The organism is Archangium sp. (assembly GCF_036389735.1).
Taxonomy (GTDB): Bacteria; Myxococcota; Myxococcia; order Myxococcales; family Myxococcaceae; genus Archangium.
This window is the reverse complement of the sequence record NZ_DASVWK010000650.1, coordinates 1-21182: the sequence shown is the minus strand read 5'-3', so window position 1 is coordinate 21182 and position 21182 is coordinate 1. Positions and strand designations below refer to the sequence as shown.

The following is a 21182-nucleotide window of genomic DNA, read 5'->3' as shown; positions in this document are numbered from 1 at the left end:
CTCCCTCTACCGGGGCACCGGCACGGCGCCCACCAGGTCCTTCGTCAGCGCCCGCTTGTCCGCTCCCGCGTACCGGGCCCGCGTGTCCAGCACCAACCTGTGCGCCAGCACCGGCACCGCCAGCGCCTTCAGGTCCTCCGGCAGCACGTAGTCCCTGCCCTGCATCAGCGCCCTCGCCCTCGCCATCCGCCCGTACACGAGCGCCCCTCGCGTCGACACGCCCAGCCGGATGCTGGGGTGTCCACGCGTCGCCTGCACGATGCGCAGGAGGTAGTCCGCCACCGACTCCTCCAGCCTCACCTCCCGCGCCCGGCGCTGGAGCTCCGTCACCTCGTCCACCGTGCACACCGGCACCATCCCCTCCAGCGGCGGCGGCCCCGAGCGCGTCATCAGCAGCGTCCGCTCCTCGTCCTCTGGCAGGTACCCCAGCGACAGCTGCACCGCGAACCGGTCCAGCGAGGCCTCCGGCAGGGGGTATGTCCCGTGGAACTCCACCGGGTTCTGCGTCGCGATGCACAGGAAGGGCGGCGCCAGCACGTGCGAGCGCCCATCCACCGTCACCTGGCCCTCGCTCAGCGCCTCCAGCAGCGCCGACTGCGTCCGCGGCGAGGCCCGGTTGATTTCATCCGCGATCAGCACGTTCGCGAACAGCGGGCCCTCCCGGAAGCGGAACGTGCCCTCCTGCGGGTTGAAGATGGACGCTCCGACGATGTCCGTGGGCAACAGGTCCGGCGTGAACTGCACCCGCTTGAAGCTGCCCCCGATGCTCAGCGCCAGCGCCTTGGCCAGCGTCGTCTTCCCCGTGCCCGGCACGTCCTCCAACAACACGTGCCCGCCCGCGGCCACCGAGCACAGCACCAGCTCCAGGGCCTCGCGCTTGCCCCGGATGACGCGCTCCAGGTTGTCGACCAGTCGGGACACCAGCGCGCGCGTCGGGTCCGCACGCTCGGTGGAGGGGAGCTTCACGGGAGAAGAGGCCATTTCGGGCTCCCAGCCTAGCAGCTCGGGCGCGCCGTCACTCCATGGCTCCTGGTGGCTGCTCAGTCCGACTGAGGCAGGAAGCCCCACTCCTCCCCGGCCGCCCGCCCCATCGCCTTGACGACGTCCATGTGGATGCGTCCGTTGCTCGCGATGAGCCCCAGGGTGCGCAGTTCCACTCCCAGTCCGAACTCCACCGAGCGACCATCCAGCCCCGTCACCCGCCCGCCCGCCGCTTGCACCAACGCCGTGCCCGCCACGTGGTCCCACACCTTGTGTGGATTCTTCCGCGTGTCGCGAGGCCCTCGGATGAACAGGTCCGCCGCCCCCGCCGCCACCAGCGCGTACTTCAGCATCCCGTCGTACCGCTTGATGCGCCGCGCATCCAACCCCGCCTCCGCGTACACCCGGTCGGCGATCTCCCGCGAGCGCCGACCCATCACGTAGCTCTCCACCACGCGCACGCTCATCGGGTCCGCCCGGTCGGACACCTGCAACGGGCGCGACACCATGTCCTCGGGGATCTCGAGCGGCTCGGCCCAGGCCTTGCCCCCGTCCGTGAAGAAGATCGTCCCGCTCTCATCCAGCGGCGACACCGGGGCGCCGATGAAGCCGTCCACCGGCGTGCCCTCCACCAGCGTCCCCACGCACACCGAATAGGAGCGCCCGTGGATGAAGCCCTCCGTGCCGTCGATCGGATCGATGACCCATGTCCGGTCCGCCCGCACGCCCCGGCCATGGTCCAGCCAGCGCACGAAGTCCTCCTCGCTCACCCGCTCGCCCAGCAGCTTGGCCACCAGTCGCACGGCCTGCTCGCGCTCTCCTGGAGGCAGCTGCAGGAAGGCCTCTCCGCCCTCCTCGGCGATGACCCCGTCCTCGGGGAAGTGGCGCACCAGGGTGCGGCACAGCAGCGCCTGCGCCCCATAGTCCGCCAGGGTAACGGGGCTCGCGTCGCTCTTGCGGGTGAAGCCCGCGTCGGAGGCCCGCACCCGGCGGCACAGCTCACACGCCATCCGGACCGCGTCGATGAGAGGTTGTAGCTCGTGCACGCTCGGATGCTCCCTGGAGGGCCTGCCTTGAAGAGCAACTCTAGCCACATCCCATCAGGAGAGCAGCGACTCGGGCTCGGTATCGGGCTCGTGCGCCTTCAACGCCTCGTCTCGGGTCCAGATGTGGACCCGATCTCCGGGCTGGTTGTATTTTTCCTTCAGCCGACGTGCTTCCTCGATGATGGCCGTGTCGCTGAGCCCGATGCTCTGGACGGCCATCTCCCGCGCGTAGACGTCGCAGAGCCGCAGCAGCTCGCTCAAGTCGTAGAGGATGTCCTCGGAGGCCGGCGTGATGATCCACGGGTTGGCGGACTCGACGCAGCTCCGGACGGTGTTCGCCAATACGTCCGCGAGCTTCTTGCGCGAACCGCCGTCCGGCACGCCCGCGATGTGGTTGGCCACCTCGAAGACAACCGGGAAGGGCACATACAGGCGATGACCGGCCTTGAGCACCTCGCCAAACCGCTGTTTCACGCGCTCCGCGAACGCCGGGTCGAACAGCTTGGGCACCTTGAACAACTCGACCAGGTAGCTCGTGTCGACCACCAGGGCCGTGGTGCTCATGGAAGGGAGTCCAGCCAGTCTTGAGCCTTGGCCTTCTGCGCCGCCTCGAAGCCCGGCATCAAGTGCTGTTCGAGGACACGGCGGGTGACGAGATCGCCCAGGTGGCCGCGCTCGAGCAGCACGTCCGCGCGCGGCAGCTTCAGGAGGGGAACGAGCCGGGAGGCCTTTTTCTCCCGGTCCCAGAAGCAAAGCACCACGCCCTGGAGTTGCTCGCGGGTGAGCCCATCGAGCGTCGCGGGATTGTGCGTCGTCACCAGCACGTTCAGCTTGCGGCGCGTGCACGCCTCCGAAATGGCTTCAGCCAGGAGCTTCACCCGGCTCGGGTGCAGACCGTTGTCGAACTCCTCGATGACCACTCGAGAGTCCTCCTCCACCGTCTCGAGTGCGGTGAGGACCGCCAGGCAACGCAGGGTGCCGTCGGAAAGCAGGCGCGCATCGACAAGCGGTCCGTCCTTCGTCTCCCGGATGCCGAAGATGACATCGTTCAGACTCGTCACCACGAAGTCGAACACCTCGAATGGCTCTTCGGGCAGTTGCCGGATGCGCTGGAGGATGCGCTCCAGCGTGGCTTGATCCGCCTCCGAGCCCTTGTGAAGCGCGTAGAGCACCGCGGAGAGGTTGGCGCCATCACGGGTGAGCACCCGGTTACCGAGGCGCTCATACGCCCGCATCAACTTGGGTTGTGGATCGAAGACGAAGGAGGCTCGCAGGTATTTCCGGACGTTCTCCCCGAACCCCCGTGCCGATATCCCCACGGGCGTATTGGGCACGACGAGTTCGTACCGTGAAAGCACCGAGCGCTCGGCGGACATCGGGACGGGACGCATCGACTTGAACACCTCCGAGCTCACGGTGAGCAATGCCTCTTTCGTGAGATGCGCATCGAACAGGGCATCCCCATCGAGCTCGAGCCGTTCGCTCAAGATACGAGGCTCGGGGAGTGGCTGGACATAGACCTGATAGGCGAACGGTCTGGAAGGCTCCTCGCCAGGTTGCACATCCTCGAGGCCGATGCGTGCGGAGAACCTGAGACCGAACGCATCCTTGCCCGTGCGTGGGCAGGCAGCGAGCCCTCCACGTACCTGGAACCCGCTCATCCCCCGCCCGATGTCGGTGATCTCATAAAGTGGCCGCCCATGAGCGATTCGCGCCAGTAGCTCGACCCCCTCAATGGCATTGCTCTTCCCAGAGCCGTTCTTACCGATGAGCACCGTGAACGGCTTGAACAGGTCGAGGGATGCCTTTTGGAAGCTCTTGAAGTCGAGAAACCGGTGCACCACCACCTCCATCCGGACGTCAGCGCCCGTGTTCTCACGCCGCTCGGTGGGTCCGCAAGCAGGCATGCCGCGCTTCCCGCTCCGCCCTGTTCACCGAGTCCACCTCGGATGATGTACCCCCCGTGCACACTCCGGTAGTCGGGCGCCCGCGCGGAGCCCGACGCCCCCCGCGTCACTCCGGGGGCTCGAACGACTCGGCGAGCCGGTGCAGCAGCCGCAGCTGCGACACGCTCAGCCCCCGCGCGGCGCTCGCCAACTGGCGCAGGGCCCGGGCCCCGCCCACCTCGCGCCGCGACTCCAGGGCCCCCTCCAGCCCCAGCAGCTCGTCCGAGCCGATCGCCAACGTCACGCACAGCCGCCGCAGCGTGGGGACGCTCGGGAACACCTCGCCCCGCTCGATGCGGCCATACACCTCCAGCTGCACCCCCACCCTCCGGGCCACGTCCGCCTGGGTGAGGCCCGCCCTCGTGCGCGCGGCGAGCGCCGCCCCTCCAAGGGTCATCGCCAATGGGCGTTCCACACGAGCCGAGAGCCTGGGCATGGCAGGGGCCTCCAGAAGCAGGGAGTCCACCTTACCGACTTGTCACGTCCTGTCAATGCCCACTACCGATTCAAATGGTCACACCTTTTCGGCCCCCCTCGCGAGGTAAGGGTCTCCACGTCGGGCGCCGGCCCCCTACCCGACTTTCGGAGTGGGGCCCCGCCCCGGGGTGTGCTCGCTCGTCTGCTGATGGAGGGGAGGCGGGGAAGACCCCCCCAGGATTCGCTGCCCGCTGTATGCTCCCGGAGTCGTCTCGCGGAGTCGCACCATGAGAATCGCGCTGGCCACCTTCGGAAGTCGGGGGGATGTGCAGCCCTTCATCGTTTTGGGACGAGCACTCGTGCGCGCGGGGCACGAGGTGGTGCTGTGCGCGCCGAGGGACTACGAGGAGTTCGTCGCGGCGCACGGCCTGCCCTACCAGGCGATCGGCCAGGACTTCCAGGCGAAGCTGCGCGCCACCGAGGGACGGCTGGGCGCGATGGTGGACCTCACGCGCGAGGCCATCACCCAGCAGCTGGCCACCCTTCCGGCGGCCGTCGAGGGCTCGGACCTGTTGGTGGCCACGGGCGCGCTGGTGACGGGGCCCTCGGTGGCCCAGGCCCTGCGCATCCCCTACCGCTACCTCTCCTTCTGCCCCCGGCTCCAGCGCTCGCGCTACCACTCCGCCCCCGCCATCCCCATCAACCACGCCCCCCAGTGGTTCAACCGCCTCACCTGGTGGCTCAACAACACCGTGTGGAACATGGCGGCCCGCGAGCCCCTCGACGACTGGCGTGCCCGCATGGGCCTGGGCTTGAGCAGGGACCTCTTCCACGACGTGGTGACGGACTCGCCCCTGCTCGCGGCGGATCCCCTCCTGGCGCCCCTGCCGCCGGACCTGCTGGGCACCACGCCCCAGGTGGGCGCCTTCCTCATGGACGACCCCCGTCCACTCCCGGATGACGTGGAGGCCTTCCTCCAGGGAGGCGAGCCCCCCGTCTACATCGGCTTCGGCAGCATGGTGGACACGGACCCCGTCCACACCACGCGCGAGGTGGTGAAGGCCGTGCGCTCCGCGGGGGTACGCGCCCTGCTGTTCCGCGGCTGGGCCGGGCTCGGCGGGGGCGAGACGCTGCCGCCGGAGGTGATGGCGATCGGCTCCGTGCCGCACAGCGCCCTGCTGCCCCGGGTGCGCTCCATGGTGCACCACGGCGGCGCCGGCACCACCCACGCCGCCGCGCTCGCCGCCATTCCCCAGGTGGTCATTCCGCACTTCCTCGACCAGCACTACTGGGCCGATCGCGTCCACACGCTCGGAGTCTCCCCCGAGCCCCTCAAGCGCTCGCGCCTCACGGCCCGCTACCTCGCCGAGTCCCTGCGCTGGAGCGTGCAGCCCGAGGCCCGTCAGCGCGCCCGCGAGCTGGCGGTGTGGATCCGCCGGGATGGTGCCGAGCAGGCGGTGGAGTGGCTCACCAAGGGCCTCACCCCTCGCGCGGACTCGCGCGCACGGCGCGGCGCGTGAGGTTTCGTGCCCGGGTACGCCAGCCACTCCGGATGTGCGCACCCGAAACCCGCCCTCTGTGAAAGGCCCTGATACGCTCCGAGTGTGCCCTCCGGGACGGGGTTGCCGCGAAGGACACCTCCCGGGGTTCCAGCGCCGGGCCTCCGCCATTATCTTCGCGCTCCCCCCCGTGCGGAGTCTCCCCATGCCGAAGCAACACGTCGACACGCAGAACCAGCAGCTCCAGGGCATTCCCGAGCAACACGACGGCCCGCGGCCCGTCGCCGAGAACGTGACGCTGGTGGTGACGCAGGCCTTCGGGCCCGGCGGTGACAACCTCGCCGGCTTCTCGGACGTGAAGTTCAACGGCCACCCCGCCGTCACGCTGCTGCTGCGCACGCCCGATGGACGCGAGGGGCTCGTCCACCTCTCGCCCATCCATGGCGACCCGCGCAAGTCGGGCTTCATCGACATCGCCCCCGGCACGCGCTGCACCCTGCTGTGCCCCGTGACGAAGCGCCCGCTCGACAAGCTGGGCCCCGTGGACGATGGCAGCGGCGCCGAGTACTTCGCCCTCTACCTCACCTCCAAGCTGTCCAAGGGCCACGCCGTCGCCGTCACCGACCTGTGGGACCACTTCCACTCGCGCATCGTGGACGACGAGGCCGTCATCTCCTACTGGGCCCAGACGCACGCCATCTCCTGAACGCCCCCCGCTACACTGGCGCGCATGAGAAACGCCCTCGTGCTCGCCTCGTTCCTCGCGCTCCCGGCCTCCGCCGCCGCCCCCCCTCCGGCGGCCCCCAAGGCCCTCGTCCTCAAGGCCTCCCGCCTCTTCGACGCGAAGAGCGGGAAGCTCGTCTCCCCCGCCCAGGTGCTCGTCGTGGACGGGAAGATTTCCGCCGTGGGCCTCTCCGCCGTCGTGCCCCTGGGCGCCGAGGTGGTGGACCTCGGTGACGCCACGCTGCTGCCCGGTTTCATGGATGCGCACACGCACCTGACGGGCGAGCCCGGTGACGACTGGCGGCAGGACCTCATCGACGAGTTGCAGCGCACGGTGCCCGAGCAGACGCTCGACGCGCTGCCCCATGCGCGCGCCACGCTGATGGCGGGCTTCACCACCGTGCGCAACCTCGGCGCCTCGGACTTCATCGACGTGGGCCTGCGCAATGGCATCCGGCGTGGGCTCGCGCCAGGCCCGCGCATCCTCACGGCCACGGCGGGGCTGGGCACCACGGGCGGCCACTGCGACGAGGGCAACTCGTTCCGCAAGGGCCTGCTCGCCGAGGAGTCCTCGCGGGGCGTCGCCGACAGCCCCGAGGCCTTCCGCGCCAAGGTGCGTGAGAACCTCAAGTACGGCGCGGACCTCATCAAGGTGTGCGCCACCGGGGGCGTGCTCAGCCGCAACGAGGACGTGGGCTCGCCGCAGCTCACCCAGGCCGAGCTGGACGCCATCGTCGACGAGGCCCACGCGCGAGGCCGCAAGGTGGCCGCCCACGCCCACGGCGCCGAGGGCATCAAGCGCGCGGTGCGCGCGGGGGTGGACTCCATCGAGCACGGCTCGTTCCTGGACGACGAGGCGCTGGCGCTGATGAAGAAGCAGGGGACGTACTACGTGCCCACGGCGCTGGCGTTGCAGGGGGTGATGGAGCGGTTGAACAAGGGGCAGTTGCCGCCCGAGAACGCGCGCAAGGCGCAGGTGGCCAACACGAAGCACCGCGAGGCCATCCGCAAGGCCATCTCCGCCGGGGTGCGGATGGCGTTCGGCACGGACGCGGGGGTGTTCTCCCACGGGCGCAACGCCGAGGAGTTCGGGCTGCTCGTCGAGGCGGGGATGAAGCCCGCGGACGCCCTGCGCGCCGCCACCGTCGTCAACGCGGAGCTGCTCGGGGTGCAGGAGTCGCTGGGGACGCTGGAGGTGGGCAAGCTCGCCGACGTGGTGGCCGTGCCGGGAGATCCGCTCCAGGACATCCGCGCCACCCAGCGGGTCTTCTTCGTGATGAAGGAGGGCGTGGTGTACCGCAATGACAGGGCCCCGGTGCCCTCGCCGGGGGCGCGGTAGAGGACTCTTTTGCGAGGTACGGAAGGATGAGCCGCTTCGTGCTGACGCTGGCGGTGCTTGTTGCCCAGGCCGCATGTACCGCCGCGAGGGCGCCACGTGACGCACTGAGGGGAGAGCCACCTCGGCCCCCCCACTACGCGCAAACCCTGAACTCGGCGACGGATGGCTGCCTCCGTAACCCGGGCTGTGTCGTCGTGACACCGGGCGAGGAGGCCACCCTGCCCTGGCTGTCACGCGCCGTGGGAGCGGCCCGCACCGCCATCGCCGTCATGCGGGTGCTGAGCACCGCGGAGGTGGTCCGCGTCGAACAGCTTCTCGTCGAGTGCGCCCAGTCCGCGCACTTCAAGGTCAACGAGCAGGAGTATGGCCCTGGGAAGAGCCCAAGCGATGCCGAGTGCGACAAGGTGGTCCGTTCCGAGGGTACCAAGAAGCTCACGCGGGCCATGGAGCTCGGGACGATGAAGCACCAGGAGGCCCTGGCCTGCGTCCAGCGTGAGCTCGGCCCACTCTTCCCAGACAACTTCACCCTGGAACCAACGTACAAGCTCGACCCGGCGACGAAAAAGTGGGTGAGGCTCGATCCTCGGTTGGTGGCGAAGTGGGTGGCGGCCAGGCTCTTCGAGTTCTTGCTGGGAACGCGAGTTCCCGACGTTGTGCTCCACGCCTCGGGCAACCCGAATCAAGTCCAACGTATCTACGACTTCAAGTTTCCCTGCCTCGCGAAGCGCAGGGAGGATCCGTTGTCGGATGATGCGACCCAACTCCAGTTGGAAAAGTACCGCGCCCTGGGTGGAGAGGAAGAACCCGCCATCGTGACCCCTCAACTGGGAATCAGTCGATGACCGCTCCCTATCAGGTCGTACGCCTCGTCTTCTACCTACCGCATGACCACCACGAGCTGTCGGCGGTGGTGAGCCGCGCTCTCGATACGTACCTGCACGCCGTGGGACCAGAAACCCTCGGCAAGTGGTGTGATACCGAAGGCGAAGGGGACTGGTTCCCGCTCAGCGAGTCCGGCTGGGAAGTCGTCCGAAGCTGGCTGCGGCCGGGCCAGCATCGCTTCGTCGAGGAGTGGGACGCGGAGACCTTCCTTCAACGGAACAGGAAAGGCTTCGAGACCTTCGTCAGCCTCGTGGGTGGAACCACTGGAACCAACGGCCATGCCTTCAGCTACGTGGCTCGCCTGCCGTGGCGCACTCAGCGGGAAGCCGTCAGTGCGGTGAGCTTCTCGCTGCCCACGGAGTTTCTCGAGGCGCATGGCCCGGAAACAGTGACGGCGCTCGCCCTGGAGCTGGCGGCGGGTCTGCCCTTCACCTCCGGACATGGGGGCCTCGCCTTCCACCTGCCCAACAGGTCCCGCCAGGTCATGCGGACCCTCCGCGAGGACGTCTTCCGCTTCCCGGGCTTGGATGTGCCCACTCCCAGCATCACCGACACCCTCGGTACGCGAGTGGATGGCGTGCACTGGCTGAACTTCCTCGGCCCGCCAGTGCTCGGAGCGGTGGGCGGCGCCTCGGGCCTGCGCACCCGGCTGCACTCACCCGAAACCACCGTGCGGGACATGGAAGGCGAGCGGGTGCTGGTGACCCTGGGAAAGTGGCCGGAGGCCGGAGACCTGACTCGAGGCCACGACCTGCCCGCCTACCGCGAGCTGGCGCACGTGCTGGAACCCTGGCTGCCCGAGGCCCCAAGTCCCTCCCCTTGGAGCGGCTACTCGGAAGAGGAGACCCGGCGCTGGTGGCGCCGCTTCCTCGACTGAGCCTTTCTCAGGCCTTCACCAGCTCGATGAGCGCGCTCTTCGGCGGCTGCCCGAAGGGGGCGTAGCGCAGCTTGGGCGGCGTCTTGGAGGCGAACCTCGGTCGCAGCCCCCGGCGCGTCACCTCGCGGGCGAACGCCGTGGCGAACTGCACCGCCTCCACCCAGGCCAGGTGGTAGCCCAGGCAGAAGTGGGGGCCACCACCGAACACCGCCGTCTCCACCGCCGAGGGCGGCGAGCGCCTCCCCAGCCAGCGCGACGGGTCGAACCGCAACGGCTCGGGGTAGAGCCCCGGGTCGTAGCCGTAGGTGCCGATGGGAATCGTCACCATCGTCCCCTTGGGCACCCGCTTGCCGTGCAGCTCCAGGTCCGCCGTGGCCTGGCGCGCCGTGAACGCCACCGGCGGGTAGAGCCGCAGCACCTCGCGGAAGATCGCCTCCGCGAACGGATGGCGCTTGAGCTCCTCGGGCGAGCGCGGCAGGCCCGGCGCCGCCATTGCCTCGTCCCGCAGCGTGTCCCAGAGTTCCGGCCGCTGCGCCAGCTCGAGGCCCATCCACGACATCACCGACGCCGACGTCTCGTGCCCCGCCAACGCCAGCAGGCGCAGGTTCTGGATGAGGTCCTCGTCGCCCAGCGCCCGCCCCTGGTCATCCCGCTCCGCCAGCAGCGCCGAGAGCGTCCCCGGCATCCCCGGCTTGCCCCTCGCCGCCGCGATCAACTGGGCGAAGCGCGCATCCAGCCACGCCCGGCCCCGCCGCGCCCGCCGCATGGGCGAGAACGGCAGGTCCACCTGGATGGGGAGCGCCGCCAGGATGAACTCGCGGTAGTTCTTGTTCCACGCCTCCAGCTCGGCGCGGTCGATGCCCATGACGCGGAAGATGATGTCCAGCGCGAGCCCCTGCATCTGGCCCAGCAGGGAGAAGGGGCCCTCGGGGAAGCGGCCCACGTAGTCCTCGATGACCTCGGCCGAGAGCGCCGCGGCCCCGCTGGCCGTCAGACCCCGGGGCGTGAAGGGCCCGCTCATCGCCGAGCGCAGGCTGCGGTGCGGCGGCCCATCCCTCGACAGGAGCGAGTCCCCAATGAAGTCCGCCGCCTGCTCGCGGATGAACTCGCTGCTCGTCACCCGGTTCTTGAGCAGCTCGAAGCCGGGCTCGCCCATGCAGACCAGCGAGTACTCGTTGCCGATGTTCCTCATCCAGAACAGCGGACCCACCTGGGCGGCGGAGTTGAGCAGGTACCCGAGGCTGTCGCCGAGCAGGTAGGGGGAGTGCCCCACGAAGGGCAGCTCACCGGGGAGCACGGGGATGTCTTCCCGATGCGTCTGCTTCCGGGGGAGACGGGACAGCAGGTTGGACAGGGCTTGCATGCCCTGAGTGGATACAGGCCGCTCGGACCCGAGGCAACTCCACTCCCGTCCTACGCCCGGGGTCCGTCGTCCTGTACTTCCTCGGGCAGCAGCAGCTTCAGCTCGTCGGCCATCTTCCCGAGCTGGAGCGCCGTCGCCGCCACGTCCGTGCCCATCTGCGAGTACGTGTCCACCAGCTCCAGCAGCCGCGCGCACCCCTGCGAGATGTGCGTCGTCTGCTCCGCCTGGCGCTCCGCCTCGCCCGAGCTCTTCTCCATCAACTGCTGGTTCTGCAGCACGATCTCCCGGATGGAGCGCAGCGTCGTCCTCGCCGACTCCAGCACCGGGGTGAAGCGCTCCGTCGTCTCGCGGATGTGCCCCACCGCCTGGAGCGTCTCGGCCATCTGCCGCGTCACCCCGCCCACCACCGCGCCAATCTGCCCCGAGCTGCGCCCCGACTCCTCGGCCAGCTTGCCCACTTCCTTGGCCACCACCGCGAAGCCCCGCCCGTGCTCCCCCGCCCGCGCCGCCTCGATTCCCGCGTTGAGCGCCAGCATGTTCGTCGCCGCCGCCATCTCCTGGATGGTCTCCACGAAGCCGTGGATGCGCTCGGAGCTGCTCTCCAACCGCTGCACGCTCATCGAGCTGCGCCCCACCGCCTGGGCGATTTCATACATGCTGGTCTCCATGCCGCTGACCAGCGAGTCCACCTCGCCCGTGTAGTGCTGCGCCTGCTCGGCCTGCGTGGCGCTCGCCCGCGAGTGGCGGAACAGCGCTCCGGCCGCGCTCGCCATCTGCTCGCTGGCCGAGGCGATGCGCAGCGCCGCCGTGCGCACGTGTGCCGCCTGCTGCGACATCTCCGAGATGGTGGACGAGAGCACCCGCGCCGAGCCGCCCAACAGCCGCGCCATCTCGACGATCTTCATCCGCGAGCCCTCCAGGGCCCGCAGCGCCTGCGTCATCTCCTGGCGCATGTAGAACTGGCGCTTGTGCCCGCGGTGCAGCGCCTCCAGCAGCGTGCCCACCGCGAAGGTGCCCGCCAGCAGGACGATGTCCAGCACCAGGGTGCTCGCCAGCGGCGCCCGGCTCAGCACCAGGTCGAACGTCAGGTGGGCCATGCCCAGCAGCGAGTAGAAGGCGTAGCGCCCCCAGCGGCCGATGGGGAGCATCGAGGGCCCCGTCAGCACGTTGAGCACCACCATCACCACGTGGTAGCCCGAGCCCTCCATCCCCACCTGGTAGAAGACCCAGTCGTTGCCCACCGCGAACAGCAGCGTGGCCCAGAACGTCGCCACCGGGATGTCCCGCGGATTGAGCGCCCGGCGCACCAGCAGCATCACCACCGGCACCAGGACCCACGGCAGCCGCGCCAGGGCCAGGGCCCTCAGGCCGCTCCACTCCCGCCCCTGTCCCAGCAGGTAGAGCACGTCCAACCCGAGCAGCACCGGGCTGGACAGCAGCGCGGTGAGCGCCAGTTGCCTCAGTCGGGCCGGAGCCCGCTTGAGCAGGAACTCACGGTAGGCCTCCTTGGCCTGGGGGGAGCGGTGGGTGGTGTTCATGTGCGCGCAACCACGGGCCCGGGGCGCTGCGCCCCGGCACTCGTGAGCGCCACCGTATCAGATTGCCGTCCACCTCCCGCGATGGGCATTCGCCTGCCTGCCCTCAAGCCAGGGGGACGGGCTCCCTTGGGCGTCCCTCTCCCTACACCACCGGGAGCTGCCGCCGCACCGGCCCGGGGGGGAAGGCCTCCTCCAACCGGGCCAGGTCCTCCTGGGTGAGCCGCAGGCGCTCCGCCGCCGCGTTGTCCCGGGTGTGGGCTTCCAGGCTGGCCTTGGGGATGGCGAAGACGGAGTGCCTCCGGGTGAGGAAGCGCAGCGCCACCTGCCGTGGCGTGGCCCCGTGCGCCCGCGCCACCTCCGCCAGCACCCGCCCGTCCGGGCTGCCCGGCTCCGGAAAGTCCCCGCTCCCGTAGGGGCTGTAGCCCACCACCGCCACCCCGTGCCGCTCGCACCACGGCAGCACCCGGTGCTCGATGTGGCGCTCCCTCAGATGATAGAGCACCTGGTTGCAGGCGAGCCGGCCCGGCCCGGCGATGGCCAGCACCTCCTCCAGGTCGTCCACGTCGAAGTTGCTCACCCCCCAGGCGCGAATCTTCCCGTCCGAGCGCAGCCGCTCGAAGGCGCGCACCGTCTCCTCCAGCGGGTGCGGCCCCGGCCAGTGCAGCAGGTAGCAGTCGAGTCGGTCCGTCCGCAGTCGCTTCAGGCTCTGCTCGCAGGCCTTCAGGGTGCCCTCGTAGGTGGCGTTATTGGGCATCACCTTGGAGACGAGGAAGACCTCGTCGCGCCGCCCGGCGAGCGCCTCGCCCACCAGCTCCTCCACCTCGCCGTAGCCGTACAGCTCGGCCGTATCCACGTGCGTCATCCCCAGCTCCAACCCCACCTGGAGGGCCCTCACCGCGCTCGCCTGGTCATCCTCCTCCATCTGCCAGGTGCCCTGCCCCAACACCGGCACCGCCCCGAGGCTCCCGAAGACGCGCTGCTCCATGTCACTCCCTCGCTCGCTCTGGCCGCTCCCACCGCCGCCCTCTGGAATGCCAACCCCCCGGACCCCTGGCGCCATGCCCCGCCCCGCGCGCCGGGAGGGCTAGCGCCCGGAGCGGACCCTGTAGGCCCCCGTCCCGGGGTCCACCGAGACCCGGGGCGGACGTCGCGTCTCCTCGAAGAGGCGCCAGCCCGGCTCCAGGCCGCGCCAGAAGGCCACCAGCTCCGGGGTGGCCCTCGGGTGGCGCTCCAACGCCGCGAGCCCTTCCGCGTCCAGCCGGCGCGGGAAGATGTGGATGGGCACGTCCCGCTTCATCCGCCCGCGCGCCTCCAGCACCATCAGGTACAGCTCCTCGATGGGGTCGTCCTCGATGGCGATGCAGCCGATGCTCGCGCAGTCGCCGTGGACATAGATGGCGCCGCCCAGGGGAGGCTCGCCCCGGCGGCGGTCCGCGTCGTTCGGGTAGCTCACCCGCATCGACAGGTGGAACTGGCTGCGCGGGTTGAACTGGTCCAGCGTGTAGAAACCCTCGGGCACCTGCTCGTCGCCCTCGCGTCGCTTGGGGCCCACGTCCCCCGAGGCCGCGCAGAAGCGGAACGTCTTCACCTGGCGCAGCGGCTGGCCCCGGGCGCCCGCCCATACCTCCAGCTCCCGCTCCTGCTTGAAGGCGCGCACGTACAGCTCCTCGGGAGGCCAGGAGACGCCCGCTGTCCGGAAGGTCTCGGCCACGGCGCGCTCCTTCGCCCGCCGCGCGGCCTCCACCCGGTCCTTCGCCGGCGCGTTCAGGGCCACCAGGAGCCCGCAGAGGAAGAAGAGTCGTGTCATGCCTCCGAGGACGCCACCCGCGCCCTCTTCGTTCCCTCCGAGTCACAACCCGCTGACAGGGGGTGGGCACTTGTGGCGCGGCCCCCGTGCACGCGTTAGCACTCGGGCCCCCCTTCACCGGGAGTCTCCCCACATATGCCGCTCAACCACTACGTCACCCTGGGCCGCTCCGGCCTGCGCGTCAGCCCCTTCTGCCTCGGTGCCATGACCTTCGGCGAGGACTTCGGCTGGGGCTCCAGCGTCGAGGACTCCCAGGCCATCATCGACCGCTACCTCGCCCTGGGCGGCAACTTCCTCGACACCGCCAACGTCTATACGCACGGCCACTCGGAGAAGATCATCGGGGACCACCTCGGCCGCCACCCGTCCCGGCGTGAGCGCGTCGTCATCGCCACCAAGTTCTTCGGCAACCACTTCCCCCAGGATCCCAACGGCGGCGGCGCCGGGGCCAAGTCGCTCATCGCCGCCACCCACGAGTCCCTGCGCCGCCTCCAGACGGACTACATCGACCTCTTGTGGATGCACGCCTGGGATCGCCACACGCCCATCGAGGAGACGATGCGCGCGCTGGATGACCTCGTGAGGGCTGGCAAGGTGCGCTACCTGGGCTTCTCGGACACGCCGGCCTGGAAGGTGGCCCAGGCGCAGGTGACGGCACACTTCCGCGGGTGGACGCCGCTGGTGGCGCTCCAGATTGAATACTCGCTGCTGGAGCGCACCGTGGAGGGCGAGCTGATTCCCATGGCACGGGAGCTGGGCCTGGGCGTGACGCCCTGGTCTCCGCTCAAGAGTGGCGCGCTGAGCGGCAAGTACACCCGGGAGAACGCGGGCAAGGTGAAGGCGGGCCGGGGCATGTGGGTGGAGGGCAACCTCAACGAGCGCACCTACTCCATCGTCGACGTGCTCCAGCGCGTCGCCAAGGAGCTGGGCACCACGCCAGCCCAGGTGGCGCTCGCATGGGTCCAGGGCCGCCCCGGCGTCAGCTCCACCATCATCGGTGCGCGCACACTGGAGCAGCTCGAGAACAACGTGGGCGCGCTGGAGGTGAGGCTCACCGCCGAGCAGCTCGCCGCGCTCGACGCCGTCTCCCAGCCGGCGCTGAACTTCCCCGCCGGCTTCCTCCAGGGCGCTCCCACCTTCATGCACGGCGGGCTCACGGTGAATGGCGTCACCGCCCCGCCCTGGCCCCTGGCCCCCAAGCCAGACCAGCAGCGGTACTAGAAGAGAGGGTTCGACTCGAGGCGGCGGGAATCGAACCCGCCAAGGGCGCATCCGCCCCCACTCGGGATCAGAGGCCTCTCCCCCATTTCCCCTCTGAAAATGGGGCGCTCATCTGTCCGGGCGAGTCCAGGCGCGTCCGTTCGGTTTGGTCCTTTTTTGGTCCCCTTGGCCCCCTCGCCGGGCGAGAGCGGCGAGCCTTTCAGCCCCGAATCAATCTTCTGGCGCCGATACCCAGACCTACTACCGCCGAACCCGAGGCTCCCACCAGCCCGAGTTGTCTGCCCAGCCCCTGGCAACCCCCCAGGGAGGCGGGGCGCAGCAACCTCGCGCCCTGGAGCCTGCACTGTGCCCGAGCATGGGGTGTCGGCTGCGTCAGCGCTCGCCCCTGGCCCGAGCTGCGGCTGCCGTGTGCCGCTCCCCTCCCGTGCTCGTTCGTCGCTGTCGGCTCGTGCCGACATACTCCAAACGGCCCCGCCAGGACCCGCTAGGTCCTGAATTGATTGGAGAACGTAGCCATGTGTTTCCGAGCGTGCATCGCACTTCTGCTCTATGTCTCAGCTTGCGCTACGTCAGCGCCCAGCCCAAGAGAGCCAGCGGTCCGAGCCCCGAGGCTCGCCAATCTCCAGCGAGCGGCGACACTGCCCTGGACGGACGGGGGGCGTTGCGCCGTCCGCGAAGCTTCTGAGCCCTGGCCCGTGCTGGTGGAGCGGTGCTTTCATGCCCTCGACCATGACCGGATCGAGTTTCACGACCCCACAGGACGATGCTCGGTTGCCTCTGCGGGTGCAGCTGCCGTGGGGCTCGGGGTCTGCGTGCTGGCGGCACCGGAGATCGTCGTGGGAGCGGTGATCGTCGCGGGCGTGGTGGTGGGATTCGCCATCAAAGAGGCGCTGGATGCGTATGAACTGAGCAGGGGCCGCCCCGAGGTAAGGCCCGCGCCCGAAACGCGGCCCGTGCCTGAAACGAAGCCCGCCCCGCGGGACCCCTCGCCGAAACAAAGGCCCAAGCCGGGGCCAAAGGGGCCGGATTTCCCTCCCCTGGGACCAATCGAAACCTCGGAGCGAGAGCGCCGCCGCAAGTGCGAGCCCATCCCCGTGCCGCACCGAGGCGGAGATAACGAGCACAACAAGTGCGCCGACAAAATGCCGAACAACAGCTTCCCCGGCTGGGATGTGTTCGTGAATGGGAAGAACTTCGACGCGCTGCAACTGGCCACGCGCACGTTGTGGGAAGTCAAGACTGATGATTTCGACATACACTCCCTTCACTCTCAGAAGTTCTTTGCCAAAGTGAAGCTGCCGGAAATACAGCGCGAGAAAAGACTCGCAGAAACATGTGGGTACAATTTTTCCGTTGGCGTGCGAAGCGCCGCACACAAAGCTGCGCTGCTTGAACTAGACCCTGAACTTACAATCGTCGTCATGGATTGGTGCTGAATGACAGCCACGCCAAGATCCCTCACCCTTACCGTTTACGCGCCTGCACTCGTGGGTGATGATGGGCGCCCGCTTGCCATCGTTCATGGATTCGAGCGCGCGCTACCCGGCTTGCGGCTGGCGTGGACCCTTTCTGAAAAGGGACGCTTCATTGCATTGACTCACCGCGACGAATGGGTTGCAGCAGACAGGACAGACGGCGGGTTTCCATTTCTTTGCAACGATGACGAAAGCCGTCCCGTGACGCTTACCGGATGGGAAAACCCAAGCGGCCTTGCCGTAGGAAGTCCGCCGCGCTTTGAAGTCCATGCGACGCTGCCACTGGACGCAGCCGGCATCGCGGCGGCAACGGATGTACTGGATGCTCTAGGGGAGGGCGCGCGCGCTGTTTGGGGGCATGCCTCGCCGAACGGCCATGGTCAGATAGTGGCGCAGCAGTTTCGCCGCCCGGGTGATGAGCCGCATGCGCCGCCCCACGGATTGCCCTCGCTCAAACTCCCACGGTACAACCCTGCGCCGGAGATTCCCCATTACCTCGGGTGGCTGAACTACTGGTCTGCCGCTGCCGCACGAGCCATCGGGTTTCCGGACCCCGCCCGCGACGCGGACCTGCTCTCACGAGCGCGGCGTACCGCGACGGGTGGGTGGGTTGTGCAGCTCACCGATGCGCCGCTCGACCTGGACAACCTCGCCCACCTGGACGCGCTTAAACTGGCCTACGAGCGCTTCCCGGAGATCGGCGGGCGCACCACCCCTTGAGGCTCGGCACAGTTCGCAGTGGCCGTGCTCAAGAGCCTTGCCCGTGGTAGCGCCTGGAACTGGCGCTGTCGGGTGCCGCCCCGGTCCAAATTCCCGCGCTCCCTCGTGAACGCCAACACCTATCCTTCTTATACACCGCACCCTGTTGTGAAAGCCCGTAATCCCGCTGGGTCACGGGCTTTCGCCGTCTGGCGCGGGGCGGTCCAGGCCCTGCACCACCTCGCGCTTCTGGGAAATGCTCAGAGTTGCAGGTCCAGCACCTGAATAGGGCTGATGCTATAGCTGTTGGGGCCGGGGATGGTGCCGTCGCCGAGTTGGCCAAATCCGTTGTAGCCCCAGGTCCACACGGTGCCGTCACTCCTTGACGCCACCGCGTGGTCATTACCGGCAGCGATACCGGTGACGCCAGAGAGGCCCTGCACCTGCACTGGAGTCGCGCGGTAATTTCGAGAGCCGTCGCCGACCTGACCGTACATGTTGTAGCCCCAGGCCCACACGCTGCCGTCACTCTTCAACGCCACTGTGTGGCGAGCACCAGAGGAGATGGCGGTGACGCCGGAGAGGCCCTGCACCCGCACCGGAGCGGTGCGCTGGGTGTTGGTGCCGTCGCCGAGCTGACCGTACTGATTGTCGCCCCAGGCCCACACGCTGCCGTCATTCTTCAACGCCACCGTGTGCTTACCCTCAACCGCGATGGCAGCGACGCCGGAGAGGCCCTGCACCTGCACCGGAGCGGTGCGCTGGGTGGTGGTGCCGTCGCCGATCTGACCGTTACTGTTGTTGCCCCAAGCCCACACACTGCCGTCATTCTTCAACGCCACCGTGTGGTCCGAACCCGTGGCGATGGCGGTGACGCTGGAGAGGCCCTGTATCCGCCTTGCAGTGGGGTGCCTGGAGGTGTTTCCGTTACCGAGCTGACCGTAACTGTTGTTGCCCCAGGCCCATACGGTGCCGTCATTCGCCACCGCCATCGTGTGGTGCCAACCCGCGGAGATGGCGGTAATGCCGGAGGGGCCCGGCACCCGCCCCGGAGTGATGCGCTGGGTGGTGGTACCGTCGCCGAGCTGACCCTGCAAGTTCTCGCCCCAGGTCCATACGGTGCCGTCATTCATCAACGCCACCGTGTGGTACGAACCAATGGAGATGGCGGTGACGCGGCCGGAGAGACCCTTCACCTGCACCGGAGAGGTGCGATCGTTTTTGTCGGTGCCGTCGCCGAGCTGACCGTAACTGTTGTGGCCCCAGCCCCATACGGTGCCATCATTCCTCAACGCCACCGTGAAGAAACCACCAGCGGCAACCCTCGCGGGAGCGCTAATTGTCACCGGTTCATCCGTCCCAGGCGGGTTGGTCGTCCCAGGCGGGTTGGTCGTCCCAGGCGGGTTGAGAGGGCCATGGTCCGTTCCCCCCGGCGTGGCCACATCCCCACACGACGCGAGCCCCAACATCAGCCCCAAGATCCCTACCGCCTTCGCCCATCTCACAGTCATGTGACCCCTGAATGAACAAGGCCGACACCCATCCACGCTGGCTTCCGAAGGTAGGAACCAGCCTGGTGCGTGCAATGACGCGCGTAACGGATATTCGCGATGCGTTACAGCCCCAACGCAGGGGAGGGGGACCCTTGCGTGGATTTGGACCTTGCGCTGCGACGCAGCCGCTACCTTCCCATTTCTTGGGAGTTGTTAGGATTTGGCGCTGGCGGCGTAGGGGCTCGGCGAGCGCCAGGGCCGGTACCGCACGGGCCCGGAGGCCCACCAGGGACACCAGCTGCGCAGGACGGTCGCGCAAGATGTCTTCCCTGTGCCCATTGTGGAGGCCCCAGGCGGGTGCTGGCGTACTTGATGGTACCCGGTGGGGTACGCGCCATTGTGGAGCTCCTGGGACTGCCCACGTCGAGGGCGAGATTGGCTCCAGCGCAGGGGCTCGCCCAGCGCGCGTGGTGTTGAGCCCCAAGCCGTCACGGTGCCCCACAAGCCGTCCGACAAGAACCGATTTGGTCCCTCATGCGAGCCGCGCCTCCTTAGGAGTGGGTTCGACTCAAGGCGGCGGGCAACCTCTATTGGAAGCGGCGGGAATCGAACCCGCCGCCTCTGGTGTACCAGCACCGGGAGCAGCTGGAAGGGTGTCAGACGATTCGTAGGAGACGAGGTGTCGGAACGAGTCCTTCGACACCGACACCTTGCATCAAGGAAAGCTCCTCCTATACACGCTCTCATGGCGAGGGTTTGGGATTCCCATTGCCATCAATGCTGCATCAAGCATCTGACCAACCAAGGGGAACCTATCTGTTCCAGTCCTGACCCAATGGACATTCCCTTTTTGTCCGGACTTGAAGAGACTCAAGTACACAATCTGGCTATCGGCAAAGCTCTCTCTTAGATATATTTTGAGCCTGGATTTAATCTCGCGTGGGGCAAAGTCAAAATCCGAGATGGACATCCCGCCAACGGGTTCGGGCTCACACAAATTCATTTTTCCAACTCTACGTGGAAAGCCGCCGCTTGCAGCCACTTCGCCCACGGGAAGCGGACCTGAATTGGTTCTATCCGCAATGTATAAATCGCCGAGGCCGTCACCCCCTGCATCCTCTCGGTGCGTGATGCATTTGAAGTTTTTTACTGGAAAATCAGCGAAGGTGAGTTCCATTCCCTGACCAAAAAGCTCGCGCATGGCAAGATGCAGATCTTTTGTGTGGAACAGATAATTGCCGCTCCTGGCGCGAAGCAATTTCTCAATCAAGCCATATCGATTCAGCCGTTTTCGCCAGAGCGAATCGTATTTCTTGATGCCTTCGTCTCCGAAATATCCCAGCTCCTCCATGATTCTCGCGAAAAAGACGCAGGCTCCGCCACTGATTCCCAGGATGGCCTGAAACTGGTTGAAGTCCTCGAGCGAGAATTTCTTCAAAAAACCGTAGTGGTGCCAGGCATTCGTGCCTGTTCCCGATAAGATCAAGACCGTCTTTTGACGTTCAAATGATAGGTCGAATTTTCGCCGCATGGCTCGGTTTTGAGGTGTTGTTCTCGTATCTTGCCTGGCCGGTCCTGGAACCGGCTGGGTTCGGATCTTAACACGCCTGGGAAACGCGCATGTGCTTCTGCGATAGGCTGCAGGAGCGCGCGGCCGAATGTCACCGTGGCAGCAGTCGCTTGCAGTCCAAGACGCGTTTGGCGGACGATCCGGGAGGACAGCGCGTAATCACCTGAACGCAGTATCCACCCCTCGAGAGGAACAGCGCAATGTCGAAGGTAACCGTTCACGCGTCTGGCCTGGTTGAGGGGTGGCCAGGGGAGAGATGACCGGAGAAGTGATGCTGGACAGGGTGACGGCTGGCGTGGTGTACCA

General features: G+C 67.9%; 19 protein-coding genes. 8 read left to right on the top strand and 11 right to left on the bottom strand.

Going from position 1 to position 21182, the window contains the following annotated elements:
- Positions 1 to 6: 6 nt before the first annotated feature.
- From VF794_RS22740 to VF794_RS22720, 5 genes are all read right to left on the bottom strand, one after another.
- Complete coding sequence (locus tag VF794_RS22740; RefSeq protein WP_331113743.1) at positions 7 to 981, bottom strand: MoxR family ATPase; 975 nt, start codon at positions 979 to 981, stop codon at positions 7 to 9.
- Positions 982 to 1040: 59 nt separating this feature from the next.
- The gene (locus tag VF794_RS22735; protein WP_331113741.1) at positions 1041 to 2027 is read right to left on the bottom strand and encodes a 3'(2'),5'-bisphosphate nucleotidase CysQ family protein; all 987 of its coding nucleotides are present in this window, start codon (positions 2025 to 2027) and stop codon (positions 1041 to 1043) included.
- Positions 2028 to 2081: 54 nt separating this feature from the next.
- Positions 2082 to 2591, bottom strand: coding sequence for a hypothetical protein (locus VF794_RS22730; RefSeq protein WP_331113739.1), 510 nt, complete (start codon positions 2589 to 2591; stop codon positions 2082 to 2084).
- Positions 2588 to 3880 carry an ATP-binding protein gene (locus tag VF794_RS22725; protein ID WP_331113737.1) on the bottom strand — a complete coding sequence of 431 codons (1293 nt, stop codon included), beginning with the start codon at positions 3878 to 3880 and terminating at the stop codon, positions 2588 to 2590. The genes VF794_RS22730 and VF794_RS22725 overlap by 4 nt, the downstream gene beginning before the upstream one ends.
- Before the next feature lie 160 nt (positions 3881 to 4040).
- Positions 4041 to 4370, bottom strand: a complete 330-nt coding sequence (locus VF794_RS22720) for a helix-turn-helix transcriptional regulator (protein WP_331113735.1) — start codon at positions 4368 to 4370, stop codon at positions 4041 to 4043.
- Positions 4371 to 4677: 307 nt separating this feature from the next.
- Here VF794_RS22720 and VF794_RS22715 point away from each other — a divergent pair, with 307 nt between their 5' ends.
- The 5 genes from VF794_RS22715 to VF794_RS22695 all read left to right on the top strand — a co-directional run bounded on the left by VF794_RS22715 (position 4678) and on the right by VF794_RS22695 (position 9710).
- Positions 4678 to 5910 carry a glycosyltransferase gene (locus VF794_RS22715; RefSeq protein ID WP_331113733.1) on the top strand — a complete coding sequence of 411 codons (1233 nt, stop codon included), beginning with the start codon at positions 4678 to 4680 and terminating at the stop codon, positions 5908 to 5910.
- Between the two features lie 184 nt (positions 5911 to 6094).
- On the top strand, positions 6095 to 6595 hold the full coding sequence (locus VF794_RS22710; RefSeq protein WP_331113731.1) for a hypothetical protein: 501 nt from the start codon (positions 6095 to 6097) through the stop codon (positions 6593 to 6595).
- A 24-nt stretch (positions 6596 to 6619) separates the two neighbouring features.
- Complete coding sequence (locus VF794_RS22705; RefSeq protein ID WP_331113729.1) at positions 6620 to 7951, top strand: amidohydrolase family protein; 1332 nt, start codon at positions 6620 to 6622, stop codon at positions 7949 to 7951.
- Between the two features lie 26 nt (positions 7952 to 7977).
- Entirely contained in the window at positions 7978 to 8793 is an 816-nt protein-coding gene (locus VF794_RS22700; RefSeq protein ID WP_331113727.1) for a hypothetical protein, read from the top strand.
- Positions 8790 to 9710 (top strand): type VI immunity family protein, encoded by a 921-nt coding sequence (locus tag VF794_RS22695; protein WP_331113725.1) that lies wholly within the window; start codon positions 8790 to 8792, stop codon positions 9708 to 9710. The genes VF794_RS22700 and VF794_RS22695 overlap by 4 nt, the downstream gene beginning before the upstream one ends.
- A 7-nt stretch (positions 9711 to 9717) precedes the next feature.
- Here VF794_RS22695 and VF794_RS22690 read toward each other — a convergent pair whose 3' ends face one another.
- From VF794_RS22690 to VF794_RS22675, 4 genes are all read right to left on the bottom strand, one after another.
- Positions 9718 to 11073, bottom strand: coding sequence for a cytochrome P450 (locus VF794_RS22690; protein WP_331113724.1), 1356 nt, complete (start codon positions 11071 to 11073; stop codon positions 9718 to 9720).
- Positions 11074 to 11123: 50 nt separating this feature from the next.
- Complete coding sequence (locus tag VF794_RS22685) at positions 11124 to 12611, bottom strand: methyl-accepting chemotaxis protein (protein ID WP_331113722.1); 1488 nt, start codon at positions 12609 to 12611, stop codon at positions 11124 to 11126.
- A gap of 142 nt (positions 12612 to 12753) precedes the next feature.
- On the bottom strand, positions 12754 to 13596 hold the full coding sequence (locus VF794_RS22680; protein ID WP_331113720.1) for an aldo/keto reductase: 843 nt from the start codon (positions 13594 to 13596) through the stop codon (positions 12754 to 12756).
- 99 nt (positions 13597 to 13695) lie between these two features.
- Positions 13696 to 14418 (bottom strand): L,D-transpeptidase family protein, encoded by a 723-nt coding sequence (locus VF794_RS22675; protein ID WP_331113718.1) that lies wholly within the window; start codon positions 14416 to 14418, stop codon positions 13696 to 13698.
- Between the two features lie 135 nt (positions 14419 to 14553).
- Between VF794_RS22675 and VF794_RS22670 the strand changes: the two genes are divergently transcribed.
- From VF794_RS22670 to VF794_RS22660, 3 genes are all read left to right on the top strand, one after another.
- A complete protein-coding gene (locus VF794_RS22670) occupies positions 14554 to 15639 on the top strand; it encodes an aldo/keto reductase (protein WP_331113716.1) in 1086 nt (361 codons plus the stop codon).
- A gap of 515 nt (positions 15640 to 16154) precedes the next feature.
- Positions 16155 to 17075, top strand: a complete 921-nt coding sequence (locus tag VF794_RS22665) for a DUF6310 domain-containing protein (protein ID WP_414640942.1) — start codon at positions 16155 to 16157, stop codon at positions 17073 to 17075.
- On the top strand, positions 17076 to 17834 hold the full coding sequence (locus VF794_RS22660; protein ID WP_331113712.1) for a DUF5953 family protein: 759 nt from the start codon (positions 17076 to 17078) through the stop codon (positions 17832 to 17834).
- Between the two features lie 239 nt (positions 17835 to 18073).
- Here the strand turns inward: VF794_RS22660 and VF794_RS22655 are convergent, their stop codons facing one another.
- On the bottom strand, positions 18074 to 19282 hold the full coding sequence (locus VF794_RS22655) for a hypothetical protein (RefSeq protein ID WP_331113772.1): 1209 nt from the start codon (positions 19280 to 19282) through the stop codon (positions 18074 to 18076).
- Positions 19283 to 20021: 739 nt separating this feature from the next.
- On the bottom strand, positions 20022 to 20837 hold the full coding sequence (locus tag VF794_RS22650; RefSeq protein ID WP_331113711.1) for a hypothetical protein: 816 nt from the start codon (positions 20835 to 20837) through the stop codon (positions 20022 to 20024).
- Between the last annotated feature and the right edge of the window lie 345 nt (positions 20838 to 21182).

Excerpts from the sequence above, each read along its gene's own strand:
- VF794_RS22710 (WP_331113731.1), top strand. The coding sequence starts at position 6,095 with ATGCCGAAGCAACACGTCGACACGCAGAACCAGCAGCTCCAGGGCATT.
- VF794_RS22705 (WP_331113729.1), top strand. The coding sequence starts at position 6,620 with ATGAGAAACGCCCTCGTGCTCGCCTCGTTCCTCGCGCTCCCGGCCTCC.
- VF794_RS22655 (WP_331113772.1), bottom strand. The coding sequence starts at position 19,282 with ATGTTGGGGCTCGCGTCGTGTGGGGATGTGGCCACGCCGGGGGGAACG.
- VF794_RS22685 (WP_331113722.1), bottom strand. The coding sequence starts at position 12,611 with ATGAACACCACCCACCGCTCCCCCCAGGCCAAGGAGGCCTACCGTGAG.
- VF794_RS22670 (WP_331113716.1), top strand. The coding sequence starts at position 14,554 with ATGCCGCTCAACCACTACGTCACCCTGGGCCGCTCCGGCCTGCGCGTC.
- VF794_RS22715 (WP_331113733.1), top strand. The coding sequence starts at position 4,678 with ATGAGAATCGCGCTGGCCACCTTCGGAAGTCGGGGGGATGTGCAGCCC.
- VF794_RS22730 (WP_331113739.1), bottom strand. The coding sequence starts at position 2,591 with ATGAGCACCACGGCCCTGGTGGTCGACACGAGCTACCTGGTCGAGTTG.
- VF794_RS22660 (WP_331113712.1), top strand. The coding sequence starts at position 17,076 with ATGACAGCCACGCCAAGATCCCTCACCCTTACCGTTTACGCGCCTGCA.
- VF794_RS22725 (WP_331113737.1), bottom strand. The coding sequence starts at position 3,880 with ATGGAGGTGGTGGTGCACCGGTTTCTCGACTTCAAGAGCTTCCAAAAG.
- VF794_RS22720 (WP_331113735.1), bottom strand. The coding sequence starts at position 4,370 with ATGACCCTTGGAGGGGCGGCGCTCGCCGCGCGCACGAGGGCGGGCCTC.
- VF794_RS22700 (WP_331113727.1), top strand. The coding sequence starts at position 7,978 with ATGAGCCGCTTCGTGCTGACGCTGGCGGTGCTTGTTGCCCAGGCCGCA.
- VF794_RS22680 (WP_331113720.1), bottom strand. The coding sequence starts at position 13,596 with ATGGAGCAGCGCGTCTTCGGGAGCCTCGGGGCGGTGCCGGTGTTGGGG.
- VF794_RS22740 (WP_331113743.1), bottom strand. The coding sequence starts at position 981 with ATGGCCTCTTCTCCCGTGAAGCTCCCCTCCACCGAGCGTGCGGACCCG.
- VF794_RS22695 (WP_331113725.1), top strand. The coding sequence starts at position 8,790 with ATGACCGCTCCCTATCAGGTCGTACGCCTCGTCTTCTACCTACCGCAT.
- VF794_RS22650 (WP_331113711.1), bottom strand. The coding sequence starts at position 20,837 with ATGCGGCGAAAATTCGACCTATCATTTGAACGTCAAAAGACGGTCTTG.
- VF794_RS22675 (WP_331113718.1), bottom strand. The coding sequence starts at position 14,418 with ATGACACGACTCTTCTTCCTCTGCGGGCTCCTGGTGGCCCTGAACGCG.
- VF794_RS22665 (WP_414640942.1), top strand. The coding sequence starts at position 16,155 with ATGTGTTTCCGAGCGTGCATCGCACTTCTGCTCTATGTCTCAGCTTGC.
- VF794_RS22690 (WP_331113724.1), bottom strand. The coding sequence starts at position 11,073 with ATGCAAGCCCTGTCCAACCTGCTGTCCCGTCTCCCCCGGAAGCAGACG.